General features: G+C 62.0%; 14 protein-coding genes. 6 read left to right on the top strand and 8 right to left on the bottom strand.

What is annotated here, in order from left to right:
- Positions 1-10 precede the first annotated feature (10 nt).
- The gene (locus M2397_RS02035) at positions 11-1,342 is read right to left on the bottom strand and encodes an amidase (RefSeq protein WP_259242191.1); all 1,332 of its coding nucleotides are present in this window, start codon (positions 1,340-1,342) and stop codon (positions 11-13) included.
- 336 nt (positions 1,343-1,678) lie between these two features.
- Between M2397_RS02035 and M2397_RS02030 the strand changes: the two genes are divergently transcribed.
- The 6 genes from M2397_RS02030 to cmoB all read left to right on the top strand — a co-directional run bounded on the left by M2397_RS02030 (position 1,679) and on the right by cmoB (position 8,247).
- Complete coding sequence (locus M2397_RS02030; protein ID WP_027604651.1) at positions 1,679-2,668, top strand: GntR family transcriptional regulator; 990 nt, start codon at positions 1,679-1,681, stop codon at positions 2,666-2,668.
- Positions 2,669-2,787: 119 nt separating this feature from the next.
- Positions 2,788-5,208 (top strand): endopeptidase La, encoded by a 2,421-nt coding sequence (lon, locus tag M2397_RS02025; RefSeq protein WP_131697436.1) that lies wholly within the window; start codon positions 2,788-2,790, stop codon positions 5,206-5,208.
- A 259-nt stretch (positions 5,209-5,467) separates the two neighbouring features.
- Positions 5,468-5,857, top strand: a complete 390-nt coding sequence (locus M2397_RS02020; RefSeq protein WP_131698287.1) for a protease inhibitor I42 family protein — start codon at positions 5,468-5,470, stop codon at positions 5,855-5,857.
- Between the two features lies 1 nt (position 5,858).
- Positions 5,859-6,515: a lysoplasmalogenase gene (locus M2397_RS02015; RefSeq protein WP_131698288.1), complete on the top strand. Its 657-nt coding sequence runs from the start codon at positions 5,859-5,861 to the stop codon at positions 6,513-6,515.
- Positions 6,516-6,550: 35 nt separating this feature from the next.
- Complete coding sequence (gene cmoA / locus M2397_RS02010; RefSeq protein WP_131698289.1) at positions 6,551-7,294, top strand: carboxy-S-adenosyl-L-methionine synthase CmoA; 744 nt, start codon at positions 6,551-6,553, stop codon at positions 7,292-7,294.
- Positions 7,291-8,247 carry a tRNA 5-methoxyuridine(34)/uridine 5-oxyacetic acid(34) synthase CmoB gene (cmoB, locus tag M2397_RS02005; protein ID WP_065938637.1) on the top strand — a complete coding sequence of 319 codons (957 nt, stop codon included), beginning with the start codon at positions 7,291-7,293 and terminating at the stop codon, positions 8,245-8,247. Before cmoA ends, cmoB begins: the two co-directional genes overlap by 4 nt.
- 135 nt (positions 8,248-8,382) lie before the next feature.
- On the opposite strand, the gene tadA is transcribed toward cmoB, so the two are convergent.
- The 7 genes from tadA to lepB form a co-directional block, all read right to left on the bottom strand.
- The gene (gene tadA / locus M2397_RS02000) at positions 8,383-8,880 is read right to left on the bottom strand and encodes a tRNA adenosine(34) deaminase TadA (RefSeq protein ID WP_145335208.1); all 498 of its coding nucleotides are present in this window, start codon (positions 8,878-8,880) and stop codon (positions 8,383-8,385) included.
- Positions 8,880-10,256 carry a multicopper oxidase family protein gene (locus tag M2397_RS01995; RefSeq protein ID WP_145335210.1) on the bottom strand — a complete coding sequence of 459 codons (1,377 nt, stop codon included), beginning with the start codon at positions 10,254-10,256 and terminating at the stop codon, positions 8,880-8,882. The genes tadA and M2397_RS01995 overlap by 1 nt, the downstream gene beginning before the upstream one ends.
- A gap of 157 nt (positions 10,257-10,413) precedes the next feature.
- Positions 10,414-11,157: a pyridoxine 5'-phosphate synthase gene (pdxJ, locus tag M2397_RS01990; RefSeq protein WP_027604659.1), complete on the bottom strand. Its 744-nt coding sequence runs from the start codon at positions 11,155-11,157 to the stop codon at positions 10,414-10,416.
- A gap of 52 nt (positions 11,158-11,209) precedes the next feature.
- Positions 11,210-11,899, bottom strand: coding sequence for a DNA repair protein RecO (gene recO / locus M2397_RS01985; protein ID WP_131698294.1), 690 nt, complete (start codon positions 11,897-11,899; stop codon positions 11,210-11,212).
- A 142-nt stretch (positions 11,900-12,041) separates the two neighbouring features.
- Positions 12,042-12,944 (bottom strand): GTPase Era, encoded by a 903-nt coding sequence (gene era / locus M2397_RS01980; RefSeq protein WP_027604661.1) that lies wholly within the window; start codon positions 12,942-12,944, stop codon positions 12,042-12,044.
- A complete protein-coding gene (rnc, locus tag M2397_RS01975) occupies positions 12,937-13,626 on the bottom strand; it encodes a ribonuclease III (protein ID WP_027604662.1) in 690 nt (229 codons plus the stop codon). The genes era and rnc overlap by 8 nt, the downstream gene beginning before the upstream one ends.
- Positions 13,627-13,773: 147 nt before the next feature.
- Positions 13,774-14,628 carry a signal peptidase I gene (gene lepB / locus M2397_RS01970; protein WP_131698295.1) on the bottom strand — a complete coding sequence of 285 codons (855 nt, stop codon included), beginning with the start codon at positions 14,626-14,628 and terminating at the stop codon, positions 13,774-13,776.

Genomic DNA, 14,628 nt, shown 5'->3' with positions numbered 1-14,628 from the left:
GTGTGTCTCCTTAAATGTTGAGTACGGATTCGACGGATAAGGCCGCGCGCAACAGCCGCGCGTCTTCTCCTGTCGGGGCGCTGAGCAGCAGCCCGGTGGGCAGGCCCTGGGCATCACGGCCACTGGGTAAGCTGACGCCTGGCATGTCGAGAAAGCTGCCGGGCATGGTCAGGCGCAGGGTGGCGAGGTTGGTTTTGACGAACAGTTCGTCGTCGGCTTCAAGCGGTGCCAACGCCGGGGCGACATGGGCGACGGTGGGGGTGATCAGGATCGCGCCGTCGAGGTCGTCGAGCAGTTGCTGTTGCAGGCGGCGGCGCGCCTCGGTCAGGTGGATCAGTTGGCTGGCCGGCAATCCGCGCGCGGCTTCAAGGCGGCGGCGCACACGGGGGTCGAGTTGCTCGGCATCAGTGCTGTCGAGCAGGGACTGGTGCAGGGCGAAGGCCTCGAACGCGCCGAGCCAGCCTTGGTGCTTGATGAGGTCCAGGGTGGCCTGGAACGGGGGGCTTTCACGCTCTTCAATCAGCGCGCCTTCCGCCTTCAGTCGCTCAACGGCGCGCAGCAGGTTGTTGCGCACGGCAGGCTCCACGTCGGCCAGCACGCCCTGTTCCAACACAAAACGCTGCCCTTTCAGGCGGCGGGCACTGTGCTGCTGGGTACGGCCATGGAGCAGGTCGTCGATGGCCAAGGCATCGCGCACGCTGCGCGTCAACGGACCGAGGCTGTCGAGGGAGTGGGCCAAGGGAAACACACCGTCGCGGCTGTAGCGTCGGCTGCTGCTGCGGTACCCCACCAATCCGTTGAGCGCCGCCGGAATGCGGATGGAACCGGCGGTGTCGGTGCCCATGGCGATCGGCACGATACCGGCCGCGACCGCCACCGCCGACCCGGACGACGAGCCCCCGGGAATGCGCGCATGGTCCGTGCCATGGGGATTGTGCGGCGTGCCGAAATGCGGGTTCAGGCCCAACCCGGAATAGGCCAGTTCGCTGAGGTTGGTCTTGCCGACGCTGACCATCCCGGCACGGCACAACAGGCCCACGCTGGGGGCGTCGAGCAACGCGGCGGGCGCAGTACGGCGGTAGGCGGCGCCCGCGGTGGTGATGCTGCCGGCCACATCGAACAGGTCTTTCCAGGCCAGGGGTACGCCGTCGAACACGCTCAAGGGCTGGCCGGCACGCCAACGGGCGGCGGACGCTTCGGCTTCACGGCGGGCGCGCTCGGCGGTCAGGGAAATAAATACGCTGGTCGAGCGGCTCGCTTGATCGAGTGCCTGCTCAAGGACTTGCACCGGGTCGCTGCGACCGCTGGCGAAATCCTCGGCCAGTGAAGTGGCGTCTGACATCAGGGAAACCTCATAAAACGTACATATTCATAAAATGTACATTTTACAAAGGCAGCTTTCGTGCCAGTCTCTGCGTAGCGCTCTTGACGCGATTACGCATTTTTACCCAGAGCTACGGGATAGATGGTGTTGCTCGATGGAAAAAAACCTTGCGCCACGCTTGCGAAGCGCCTCCGATGAAATAATGTACCTTTTATTAATAAGTACATTTTGGTGCAGAAAAGTAACATTCCTACATTCAAGGCCCCAAAAAAGTGCCACCGACGTGGCGCAGAGTGACAGGCGCAACTTATGAGAGAATCCCCGGCCACCGTCCTACATGCCTTTGAGAAATCGATGAAAGCAGTGTCCGCCTCGGCCTCCCGTTACGCGATGATTCACCAGGTGTTGCGCGACGCGATCGTCAACGGCACCGCCCGCCATGGCCTGGTATTGCTGGAAGCGCCCCTGGCCGAGCTGTTCGGCACCAGCCGCGTGCCGGTGCGCAAGGCGCTGGACCTGCTGCACGCTGAGGGCTTGATCTGCCGTTTCAACGGCCGGGGTTACCTGATCAACCCCGAAGGCCTGGCCATGGAACCGCTGCGCCTGCCCCTGAGCCATGCGCACCTGGGCCTCAATGGCGAGGCCGAACTGGTGGACACCCGGCCGCTGGGCGAGCGCATCGTCGAGGAAATCGGCGCGGCGCTGTCCACCTGCATCGCCTTTGGCCATTACCGCCTGGATGAACAGGCCGCCGCCGACCACTATGGCGTCAGCCGCGCGGTGGTGCGTGAGGCGCTGATGCGCCTGCGCGACCGTGGCCTGGTGGAAAAAGAGCCCTATTCCCAATGGCTGGCGGGGCCACTGACCGCGCGGGAGGTCACCGAGGATTACGAACTGCGCGCCTGCCTGGAACCCGAAGCCCTGCGCCAAAGTGCCCCGAACCTCGACCGCGACATGCTTGAAGCCATGCTGCAGCGCGTGCTGGATGCCCAGGACAGCCCGCAGTGCAGCCTGGAAGCCATCGAGCAGATCGAAGAGGACCTGCACCAGCGCTGCCTGGCCGGCCTGCAAAACCGCAAGATTGCCGCGCTGATTCGCCAAGGCCAGAGCCCGATGATTATCAGCCGGATTTTTTACCGATTGCTGGGCATCGGCGCTGATCCGGCGATGCTCGCCGAACATCGCTTGATTTTGGAACTGCTGCTGCATGGCGCATTCGATGCGGCCGCGTTGAACCTGCGCGAGCATTTGCAGCGGGCGCGGCAGCGGATGTTGCAGCGTCTGAAAGTGCTGTCGGTGCTGCCAGAACAGCCACTCCCCGCCTACCTCCACAAAATCAGCTGACCCACATTGACCAAGTCGCCGCAGTAATTTCATGCAATATGTTGCTATCTCACCCCCACCATTGAAACCACTGCTACCCCGCCCCATCTAACCTGCATACTTCCTTATGCAGGTGCCCCATGAGCGACCAGCAAGAATTCCCTGATTACGACCTCAACGATTACGCCGACCCCGAAAACGCTGAAACCCCTTCGTCCAATACCGGCCTGGCCCTGCCTGGGCAAAACCTGCCGGACAAGGTCTACATCATCCCGATCCACAATCGGCCGTTCTTCCCGGCGCAAGTGCTGCCGGTGATCGTCAACGAAGAGCCGTGGGCCGAGACCCTGGAGCTGGTGAGCAAATCCGACCACCACTCCCTCGCCCTGTTCTTCATGGACACGCCGCCGGAAGACCCACGCCACTTCGACACCTCCGCCCTGCCGCTGTACGGCACCCTGGTGAAGGTGCACCACGCCAGCCGCGAGAACGGCAAGCTGCAATTCGTCGCCCAGGGCCTGACCCGCGTGCGGATCAAAACCTGGCTCAAGCACCACCGCCCACCGTATCTGGTGGAAGTCGAATACCCGCACCAGCCAAGCGATCCGACCGACGAGGTCAAGGCCTACGGCATGGCGCTGATCAATGCGATCAAGGAACTGCTGCCGCTCAACCCGCTGTACAGCGAAGAGCTGAAGAACTACCTCAACCGCTTCAGCCCCAACGACCCGTCGCCCCTCACCGACTTCGCCGCCGCCCTCACGTCGGCCACCGGTAATGAGCTGCAGGAAGTGCTGGACTGCGTGCCAATGCTCAAACGCATGGAAAAAGTCCTGCCGATGCTGCGCAAGGAGGTGGAAGTCGCACGCCTGCAAAAAGAACTCTCCGCCGAGGTGAACCGCAAGATCGGCGAGCACCAGCGCGAGTTCTTCCTCAAGGAACAGCTCAAGGTCATCCAGCAGGAACTGGGCCTGACCAAGGACGACCGCAGCGCCGACGTCGAACAGTTCGAGCAACGCCTGGAGGGCAAGGTGCTGCCGGCCCAGGCGAAAAAACGTATCGATGAAGAACTGAACAAACTGTCTATCCTCGAAACCGGCTCACCGGAATACGCGGTGACGCGCAATTACCTGGACTGGGCCACCTCGGTGCCATGGGGCGTGTATGGCGAGGACAAACTCGACCTCAAACACGCGCGCAAGGTGTTGGACAAGCACCATGCCGGCCTGGATGACATCAAGAGCCGCATTCTCGAATTCCTTGCGGTGGGCGCCTATAAAGGCGAAGTCGCCGGCTCCATCGTGCTGCTGGTGGGCCCGCCGGGCGTGGGCAAGACCAGCGTGGGCAAATCCATCGCCGAGTCCCTCGGGCGGCCGTTCTATCGCTTCAGCGTCGGCGGCATGCGCGACGAGGCCGAGATCAAGGGCCATCGCCGCACCTACATCGGCGCCATGCCGGGCAAGCTGGTGCAGGCGCTCAAGGACGTGGAGGTGATGAACCCGGTGATCATGCTCGACGAGATCGACAAAATGGGCCAGAGCTACCAGGGCGACCCGGCCTCGGCGCTGCTCGAAACCCTCGACCCGGAGCAGAACGTCGAATTCCTCGACCACTACCTGGACCTGCGCCTGGACCTGTCCAAGGTGCTGTTCGTGTGCACCGCCAACACCCTGGACTCGATTCCCGGCCCGCTGCTGGACCGTATGGAAGTGATTCGCCTGTCGGGCTATATCACCGAAGAAAAAGTCGCCATCGCCAAACGCCACCTGTGGCCAAAACAGCTGGAAAAAGCTGGCGTTTCGAAAAACAGCCTGAGCATCAGCGACGGCGCCCTGCGCGCACTGATCGACGGTTACGCCCGAGAGGCCGGGGTGCGCCAGCTGGAGAAACAGCTGGGCAAACTGGTGCGCAAGGCGGTAGTCAAGCTGCTGGACGCGCCGAACTCGGTGATCAAGATCGGCAACAAGGACCTGGAAAGCTCCCTCGGCATGCCGGTGTTCCGCAACGAGCAGGTGTTGTCGGGTACCGGTGTGATCACCGGCCTGGCCTGGACCAGCATGGGTGGCGCTACGTTGCCGATCGAGGCGACGCGCATCCACACCCTCAATCGCGGCTTCAAGCTGACCGGGCAGTTGGGTGAGGTGATGAAAGAATCCGCCGAAATCGCCTACAGCTATATCAGCTCCAACCTGAAGTCGTTTGGCGGCGATCCGAAGTTCTTCGACGAAGCCTTCGTGCACTTGCACGTACCGGAAGGCGCCACGCCGAAGGACGGCCCGAGCGCCGGGGTGACCATGGCCAGCGCGCTGCTGTCCCTGGCCCGCAATCAAGCGCCGAAAAAAGGCGTGGCCATGACTGGCGAACTGACGTTGACCGGGCATGTGCTGCCAATTGGCGGGGTGCGTGAAAAGGTGATTGCGGCGCGGCGCCAGAAGATTCACGAGTTGATCTTGCCGGAGCCCAATCGCGGCAGTTTCGAAGAGTTGCCGGAGTACCTGAAGGAAGGCATGACGGTGCACTTTGCCAAACGCTTTGCGGATGTGGCGAAGGTGCTCTTCTGATATTTCACTAGCCTGAGCCTGCCCCTGTGGCGAGCAGGCTTGCCCTGCGTTGGGCTGCGCAGCAGACCCAAAACTAACGACCCCATTCTTCCGGAAAGAATGGGGTCTTTTAAAAGGGGCTGCTTCGCAGCCCAACGCAGGGCAAGCCTGCTCGCCACAACAAGCCGGTTCGCCACGAAGGGCACTCTGCGGCCCTCTTGTCACAACTTGTCTCATCTTCGGTTATGCTCGGTCTTCGTCGCCAAACAACGGAGCCCCCATGACCGCTGCCCGCCTGCTTCTCCCCCTGAGCCTTTGCCTGCTCGCCGCCTGCGCCAGTGCGCCGAAGCAAAACGTCACCGTGGAAGAACAGGGCGCTTGTCCGCTGCAACTCAAAACCGGGCAAAACCTGATCCTCACCCTGCCAAGCAACCCAACCACGGGTTATCGCTGGGCCATCCAGGATTCCGCCGGAGGCGTACTGCGCGCACTGAGCCCCGAGGTGTACAGCAGCTCGGAATCCGGTGTGGTCGGTGGCGGAGGCCAGTCCACCTGGCGCTTCCAGGCTTTCACGGCCGGCCAGGGTCGTTTGCGCCTGACCTCCCAGCAACCCTGGGAACCGGAAGCCGAGCCCGCCGAGACCTTCGACTGCGCCATTACGGTGAACTGATATGCCATGGCTGATTCTTGCGCTGATGGGCGCAGGCACCTTTATCTACGGCCTGAGCACCCATGCCACGTTGCTGTGCCTGCTGGTCAAGCCGCTGCCGGTACTGGCGCTGCTGGGCTGGCTACATGATGCGCCGCCTACTGACTATCGACGCTGGATCAGCCTCGGGCTGATTTTTTCCCTGGTCGGCGATGTATTGCTCGCCTGGCCGGGCGACCTGTTTATCTTCGGCCTCGGCGCCTTCCTGTTTGCGCACCTGGCCTATCTCAAAGCCTATTTCAGCGACTGCCGCCGCTTGGCGCTGTTGCCGTTGGTATTGGCGCTGGGTGTGGGCGCGATCCTGCTGAGCATCCTGATCTCCCACGGCCTCGGTGAACTGCTGATACCGGTGGTGGTTTACGCACTGGTGATCAGCGCCATGCTTTGGCGCGCGCTGGCACGCCTGGGCAGCGATGTGCCGAAACGCTCGGCGCTGCTGGCGGCGGCGGGGGCGGTGTCGTTTGTATTTTCCGACACGCTGATCGGCATCAATCGGTTTGTGCTGTCGTTCGAGGCCGCGCCGTATTTGTTGATCACAACTTACTGGCTCGGCCAATGGGGCATCACCGCCTCGGCTTTCCATCAGACAACCCGCGCATCCGCTGACCAACTTGGCTAAAATGCCGGCCTTTCCCCCTCGTCGCCGGAACAACCGTGAGCAAAGAACCCGATCGCCTATTCGCCCAGCCCCTGCCCCAGGTGCCGGACTTCGCCTTTAACGAGGACGTGGTGCGGGTGTTCCCGGACATGATCAAGCGCTCGGTGCCCGGTTACCCGACGATTGTCGAAAACCTCGGCGTGCTCGCGGCGCAATTTGCCCAACCGAACAGCGTGCTCTACGACCTGGGCTCGTCCCTGGGTGCGGTGACCCAGGCCTTACGTCGCCATGTGCGCACGGACGGTTGCCGAGTGATCGCTGTGGATAACTCGGCGGCCATGGTCGAGCGCTGCCGCGAATACCTCAATGGCCAGGACTCGATGTTCCAGGAGCTGCTGCCGGTCGAGGTAATCGACGGCGATATCCTCGCGCTGCAGTTCCAACCGGCCTCGGTGGTGGCGTTGAACTTCACCCTGCAATTCATCGCCCCGGATGAGCGCCTGGCGTTGCTCGGGCGTATCCGCCAGTCATTGCTGCCCGGCGGTGCATTGATCCTTTCGGAAAAGCTGCGCTTCAACGACCTTGAAGAACAGGCACTGCTCACCGACCTGCATATCGCGTTCAAACGCGCCAACGGCTACAGCGAACTGGAGATCGCCCAGAAGCGTAGCGCCATCGAAAACGTCATGAAGCCCGACAGCCTCGAAGAACACCGCGAACGCCTGCTGGCGGCCGGGTTCTCGAAAGTCGTGCCGTGGTTCCAGTGTCTTAACTTTGCCTCGTTGATTGCCTTGCCATGATTGATCTGTCCCCCCTCGCCCGCCATCTGGTCGGCACCCCTCTGGCTGTATGGGCCCAAGGCCTGCAAGCGCAGCTCGATAGCAAGATGGAAAAGGGTCATGGCGACCTGGAGCGTTGGCAGAGTGCCCTGGACGCGCTGCCAAAGATCCAGCCCAGCGAAGTCGACTTGCTCAATGGCTTGGTGCTGGACACCGATTGCGACGATGCCACCCGCGCGCAGATGCACACCGCGCTGATGGGCTTGAGCCCGTGGCGCAAGGGCCCGTTCCACCTGTTCGGTGTGCATGTGGACACCGAATGGCGCTCGGACTGGAAGTGGTCGCGTGTGGCCCCGCACCTGGACCTGAAGGGCAAGCGCATTCTCGATGTCGGTTGCGGCAACGGTTACTACATGTGGCGCATGCTCGGCGCCGGGGCCGACAGCGTGATTGGCGTCGACCCGAACTGGCTGTTCTTCTGCCAGTTCCAAGCCGTACAGCGTTACCTGTCCGAACCCAAGGCCTGGCACCTGCCGTTCCCGTTTGAAGACCTGCCGGCGAACCTGGAAGGCTTCGACACAGTGTTTTCCATGGGTGTGTTCTATCACCGTCGCTCGCCGATCGAGCATCTGCTGGCGCTGAAGGACACCCTGGTCAAGGGCGGCGAACTGGTCCTGGAAACCCTGGTAGTGGAAGGCGATCAGCAACAGGTGCTGGTGCCGGAAGACCGTTATGCGCAGATGCGTAACGTGTGGTTCCTGCCGTCGGTACCGGCATTGATGCTGTGGCTGCGGCGTGCCGGGTTCAGTGATGTGAGGTGTGTGGATGTGAGCGTGACTACGGTGGAGGAACAGCGCGGGACGGAGTGGATGAAGTATCAGTCCCTCAGCGACTTCCTCGATCCGCAGGATCACAGCAAGACGATTGAAGGGCTGCCGGCGCCGATGCGGGCGGTCATCATCGCCAAGAAGTAACCGCTAATCTCCCGGAAACAGAGATCCAAATGTGGGAGGGGGCTGCCCCCGATAGCGATGTATCAGCCATAGATGTGGTGGCTGACACTCTGCTATCGGGGGCAAGCCCCCTCCCACATTTGCTCATCAGTTTTTTTAGAGCGGGGGCTTGGCCCGGCGTGCCTTGAAAAATTCGCTCAACACCGTGCCGCACTCCTCCGCCAGCACACCGCCTTCAAACAACACCCGATGGTTCAGAAAGCCCTGGGTAAAAAACTGCCCCTGGCTTTGCACGATCCCTGCCTTGGGCTCCAACGCGCCATACACCACCCGCGCAATTCGTGAATGCACGATCAGGCCGGCGCACATGCTGCACGGTTCCAAGGTCACGTACAGCGTACTGCCCGGCAGGCGGTAGTTGCTGACCGCTTGCGCAGCCGCGCGTATAGCGACCATTTCGGCATGGGCGCTGGGGTCATGGCCGCTGATCGGGCAGTTGAAGCCGCGACCAATGATTTCACCGTCCTGCACCAGCACCGCGCCCACCGGCACTTCGCCCAGCGTCGCGCCTTGGGCGGCAAGTGCCAGGGCTTCGCGCATGAAATCCTGATCGCGGCTGCGGTCGATAATCGCCGTGGGGCGAAACTGGCGCATCACGCCACCTCGATGGCGGCCATCAGACCGGTTTCCATGTGGTCGATCACGTGGCAGTGGAACATCCACACCCCAGGGTTGTCCGCCACCAATGCCACGCGGGCGCGTTCGTTCTTGCCCAGCAGGTAAGTGTCGGTGAAATACGGGATCACCTTGTGGCGGTTCGAGGCGATCACCTTGAAGCTCATGCCGTGCAGGTGGATCGGGTGCTGGTACTGGGTCATGTTTTTCAATTCGAAAATGTAGCTCTTACCTTTTTCCAGCTTGGCAATCGGTCGGTCGGCGCAGGTCTTGTCGGTGATGTCCCAGGCCTGGCCGTTGATCTGCCACAGGCTCGGCGGCTTGCCGTTATCCACCGATACGGAGCCGACCCACTCGAAATTGAAGTTGAGTTTCTCCGCATTGGCCAGGTCCGGCTCGGCAATCGGGTTGGCGGGCAATGCCGGGGGCCATTCGCTCGGTGCATCGGTGTTGGCGACTGAGCGGAAAGTGCCCAGGCGCACCGGGCCGTTACGGATCGACAGTTCTTCGCCCGCCGGCGGCGCCTTGATCGCCAGGCAGATACGCATGCCCGGGCCCAGCCAGTATTCCTTGCCCAGCGGGCGCGGCTCGACGGGGTTGCCGTCCAGGGCGTAGATCTGCGCCTCGACGTCGGGGATGTTGATGCGATAGGTCAGGGTGTTGTCGAGGTTGAGCAGGCGCACGCGGGTGATCTGCCCGGCCGGCAGGTCGATCACCGCCTGGGATACGCCATTGATCGTCGACAGGCGCCCGGCCGTGCCGCCACGCGCGGCTTCACGGGGAATGCTGAAGGCGACGAAGGCGCCCTCTTCGTCCACGTGCCAGCTCTTCAGGCTGAGGGTGCGTTCGTGCTTGAAACCGGTGGGCTCGCGCTCTTCGATGATCAGCGGGCCGACCAGGCCTCGGCCGAGTTCTTCGCTGCTGTTCACATGGGGGTGATACCAGTAGCTGCCAGCATCGGGCACGCGGAATGTGTAGTCGAAGTATTCGCCGGGTAACACCGGCAATTGCGAGACGTAAGGCACGCCGTCCATTTCCAGCGGCAGGCGGATGCCGTGCCAGTGGATCGTGGTGGCGACCGGCAGGTGGTTGATAAAGCGCACCCGCAGCCACTCACCCTGGCGCACGCGCAACTCGGTGCCAGGTGCCGAAGGGCCGAAGGCCCAGGCTTCGGTCTTGTGCCCCGGCACCAGCTCTACATCGAGCGGCGCGGCGATCAGTTCGTAATCGTGCCCCGCTTCGGCTTCGGCGACCTTCCCCAGCCAGTAGCGGTAGGCGCCACCGGCACCGACGCCCACTACGGCCAGGCCTGCAAGACCACCCAGGATTTGTCGACGGGAAAAGGATCGGGACACAACAACCTCACGTATCTGCCGCAGGCGCAGGGCCTGCAAAGGGCAGATACGATACACCTGCATTGGCTAAACAGTAAGGCTTCGCATTGCCGCATGACACAAAGACGGCGCACACCTGTAGGAGCGAGCGTGCTCGCTCCTACAGGTGAATCTGCGGTCAGCGCTTGGCGGCCGCCAGGATCAGGGCTTTCATCTCGGCCACAGCGCCTTTGAACCCGACGAACAGCGCATGGGCCACCAGCGCATGGCCGATGTTCAGCTCGTTGATGCCCTTGATCGCAGCCACCGCTTCGACGTTGTGGTAATGCAGGCCGTGGCCGGCGTTGACGATCAGGCCTTCATTAAGGCCGCAGTTCACACCGTCAATGATGCGCTGCAGTTCATCCGCCACTTCGGTCGGTGTGGTGGCGTCGGCGTAACGGCCGGTGTGCAGTTCGATGGCCGGCGCGCCGACACGGCGGGACGCTTCGATCTGGCGCTCGTCGGCGTCGATGAACAGCGACACTTCGCTGCCGATCTTCGACAGGCGCTCCACCGCAGCCTTGATCCGCGCTTCCTGGCCGGCTACGTCGAGGCCGCCTTCGGTGGTCAGTTCCTGGCGGGTTTCCGGGACCAGGCAGATGTGCGCCGGGCGGATGCGCTCGGCGAAGGCCATCATTTCTTCGGTGACGCCCATCTCAAAGTTCATGCGGGTTTGCAGCACGTCCTTGAGCAGCAGCACATCGCGCTCCTGGATGTGACGGCGGTCTTCGCGCAGGTGCACAGTGATGCCGTCGGCGCCCGCTTCTTCGGCGTCCAGCGCGGCCTTGACCGGGTCAGGGTAACGAGTGCCCCGGGCCTGGCGCAGGGTAGCGACGTGGTCGATGTTGACGCCAAGAAGAATGCGATTGCTGGTGGTCACGGAAGCGCTCCTGAAAAGGGGAAAGAAACGCTGCACAGCATACACGGGGATGTCAGGGCTTTCGAAACAACTCGCGACTGACCAGCGGCCGACCGCCCAAGTGCACAGCCAGGGCCTGGCGCATCAGGCGCTTGGCGGCGGACAACGCACCGGGTGCGCTCCAGTCGGCCTCGCTCATGGCCAGCAGCTCGGTACCCTGGAACAGGCCCGGTTGCAGCAGGTACACACGCTCCAGGCCCGCATCCACTTGCAGGCGGTACATGCCGTCGGCGGCGATGGGCTCGCCATGCAGGTCGTTGTTCAGTTCAAAACCGTAGCCCAGGTCGTCGAGCAGGCGCCATTCGAAGGCGCGTAGCAGCGGCTCCAGGGGGCGGCCTTCTGCCAGGGCCAGCAAGGTGGCGGCGTAGTGATCGAAGACAGCCGGGTGCGGGTCTTCGGCGGGCAACAGGCGGATCAGCAATTCATTGAGGTAGAGGCCGCTGAACAGTGCATCGCCATTGAGCCAGGCGGAAGTGCCGACGCTTTCCAGGCGGCCGACGTTTTTCAGCTCGCCCTTGCCGCGAAACTCCACGTCCAATGCCACGAAGGGCCGCGCCAATGTCCCCGCCTTGCCCCGCGCGCTACGCAACACCGCGCGCAGGCGGCCTTGCGGCGTGAGGAAATCCACCAGCGCGCTGGTCTCACGGTAGGCGCGGCTGTGCAGGACGTAGGCGAGTTGGCTGGGGGGTTGGGATTGGGACATGGGTTCTCTATCTTGAAAACAACACAAACCTAATGTGGGAGGGGGCTTGCCCCCGATGGCAGTGTGTCAGTCACTTATTTATTAACTGACTCACCGCCATCGGGAGCAAGCCCCCTCCCACATTTTTTGCCCTGCGGTGTTCTTACAGGTCGCCGTAACCGAGGGAACGCAGAGCGCGCTCGTCATCGGACCAACCACCCTTCACCTTCACCCACAGGTTGAGCATGATCTTGGAATCGAACAGCAATTCCATGTCCTTGCGCGCTTCGGTGCCGATGCGCTTGATGCGCTCGCCCTTGTCGCCAATGATGATTTTCTTCTGGCCGTCACGTTCGACGAGGATCAGCGCATGGATATGCAGGGTCTTGCCCTGCTGCTTGAACTCTTCGATTTCGACGGTGATCTGGTACGGCAGCTCGGCGCCCATCTGGCGCATGATTTTCTCACGCACCAGTTCGGCGGCGAGGAAACGGCTGCTGCGGTCGGTGATCTGGTCTTCCGGGAAGAAGTGCTCGTTCTCCGGCAGGTAGCCGGCGATCACGCGCTCCAGGGCTTCGAGGTTGTGGCCGTGCTGGGCCGAGATCGGCATGATCTGCGCGTTCGGCAGTTGCTCCTGCAACCAGCTCAGGTGCGGCATCAGCTCGGCTTTGTCTTCGATACGGTCGGTCTTGTTCAACGCGACGATCAAAGGCCCGGTGACGTACTGCACACGCTCGAGGACCATCTGGTCTTCGTCGGTCCACTTGGTGCGGTCGACCACGAAGATCACCACGTCGACGTCTTTCAACGCCGCCGAAGCGGTCTTGTTCATGTAGCGGTTGAGGGCTTTTTCACCGCCTTTGTGCATACCCGGGGTGTCGACATACACCGCTTGCACGCTGCCTTCGGTCTTGATGCCCAGCATGTTGTGGCGGGTGGTCTGCGGCTTGCGCGAGGTGATTGCAAGCTTCTGGCCGAGGATATGGTTCAGCAGCGTGGACTTGCCCACGTTCGGGCGGCCGACGATGGCAACATAGCCACAGCGTGTTGCGGTTGAATCAGTCATGGCCATTCTCCACGCCCAGGGCAATCAGTGCTGCAGCGGCCGCTACCTGTTCGGCAATACGACGGCTCACACCCTGACCTCGGCTTTTTTCATTCAGTAAGGTGATTTCACATTCCACGAAGAACACGCGGCAATGGGGCTCACCCTGGATATCCACCACTTCGTAGCGTGGCAGGTCACAACCGCGCGATTGCAGGAATTCCTGCAGGCGGGTCTTCGGATCCTTGTTGGTGTCGACCAGCGTGAGGCTTTCGATCTCGGAGGTCAGCCACGCGGTGACGCGCTCCTTGGCCGCTTCCATGCCTGCATCGAGGTAGATCGCACCGATCAACGCCTCAAGCGCATCGGCCAGGATCGACTCACGGCGGAACCCACCGCTCTTCAACTCACCGGAGCCGAGGCGCAGGTACTCACCCAGACCAAAACCACGGGCCAGTACGGCCAGGGTCTCGCCCTTTACCAGCCGTGCGCGCAAACGCGACAGCTGACCTTCACGGGCTTGGGGAAAGCGCTCGAACAGGGCTTCACCGGCGACGAAATTGAGGATGGCATCACCGAGAAATTCCAGGCGTTCGTTATTACGCCCTGCAAAGCTGCGGTGTGTGAGGGCAAGGACCATCAATTCCTGATCCTTGAAGGTGTAGCCGAGCTGGCGCTCGAGACGACTTAGAGAAACGGTCACGGTTTACCCATATCTGTGTGGTGGCACCGGCGGCCATCGACGATTGACGCAGTGTTCAAATTCAAATCCTGGTTGGTATTGCACGGGGACGGAAAATGTCCAAGCCCCAGAAAAGCATTCGGCGCTGTGTTCACAGCGCCGCTTGTATTACTTGATCAGCCCGACCCGCGAGAAGTTCGGCAGGTGGCTGAGCTTGGGTTCCGGCCAGCTCATCCAGACCGCAAAGGCCTTGCCGACGATATTCTGGTCGGGAACCATGCCCAGCAGATCCTTGGGAATGCTGGGGTCATCCCAATAGCGACTGTCATTGGAGTTGTCGCGGTTGTCGCCCATCATGAAATAGTGCCCGGCCGGCACTTTCCACTCGCCATCAGGCATGGCGCGGTAGCGGCTCATTTCCTTGCGGATTTCGTGCTCTACCGCCCCGAGTTTTTCCTGGTACAGCTCGGCACTGCCCAGGCTGTTCGGTTCGGAACCGATCAACTTCTCGGCCACTGACTCGCCATTGATCAACAGACGCTTCTCGCTGGTGTAGCGAATCACGTCGCCCGGCAGGCCCACCACACGCTTGATGTAGTTGACGTTCGGGTCGCTTGGGTAGCGGAACACCATCACATCGCCGCGCTGCGGGTCACCGACTTCGATGACCTTCTTGTCGATCACCGGCAGGCGAATCCCGTAGGAGAACTTGTTCACCAGGATGAAGTCACCCACGTCCAGGGTAGGTTTCATCGAGCCCGACGGGATCTGAAACGGCTCCACCAGGAACGAACGCAGCACCAGCACGATGAACAACACCGGAAAGAACGACTTGCCGTATTCAACCAGCAAGGGCTCTTTGTTCAGCTTCTCGATCACCAGGCCATCGGGCTGGCTGACGCTGCCCTGATAGGACGCGATAGCCGCCCGCCGACGCGGGGCGAAGAACACCAGATCGAGCAACGCCAGGAGACCGCAAACGGCAACGGCGATGACCAGCAACAGCGGGAAATTTAGCGACAT

The sequence above is a fragment of the Pseudomonas sp. BIGb0381 genome (genome assembly GCF_024809815.1).
In the GTDB taxonomy this organism is placed as follows: domain Bacteria; phylum Pseudomonadota; class Gammaproteobacteria; order Pseudomonadales; family Pseudomonadaceae; genus Aquipseudomonas.
This window is presented reverse-complemented; position numbering and strand designations above follow the sequence as displayed.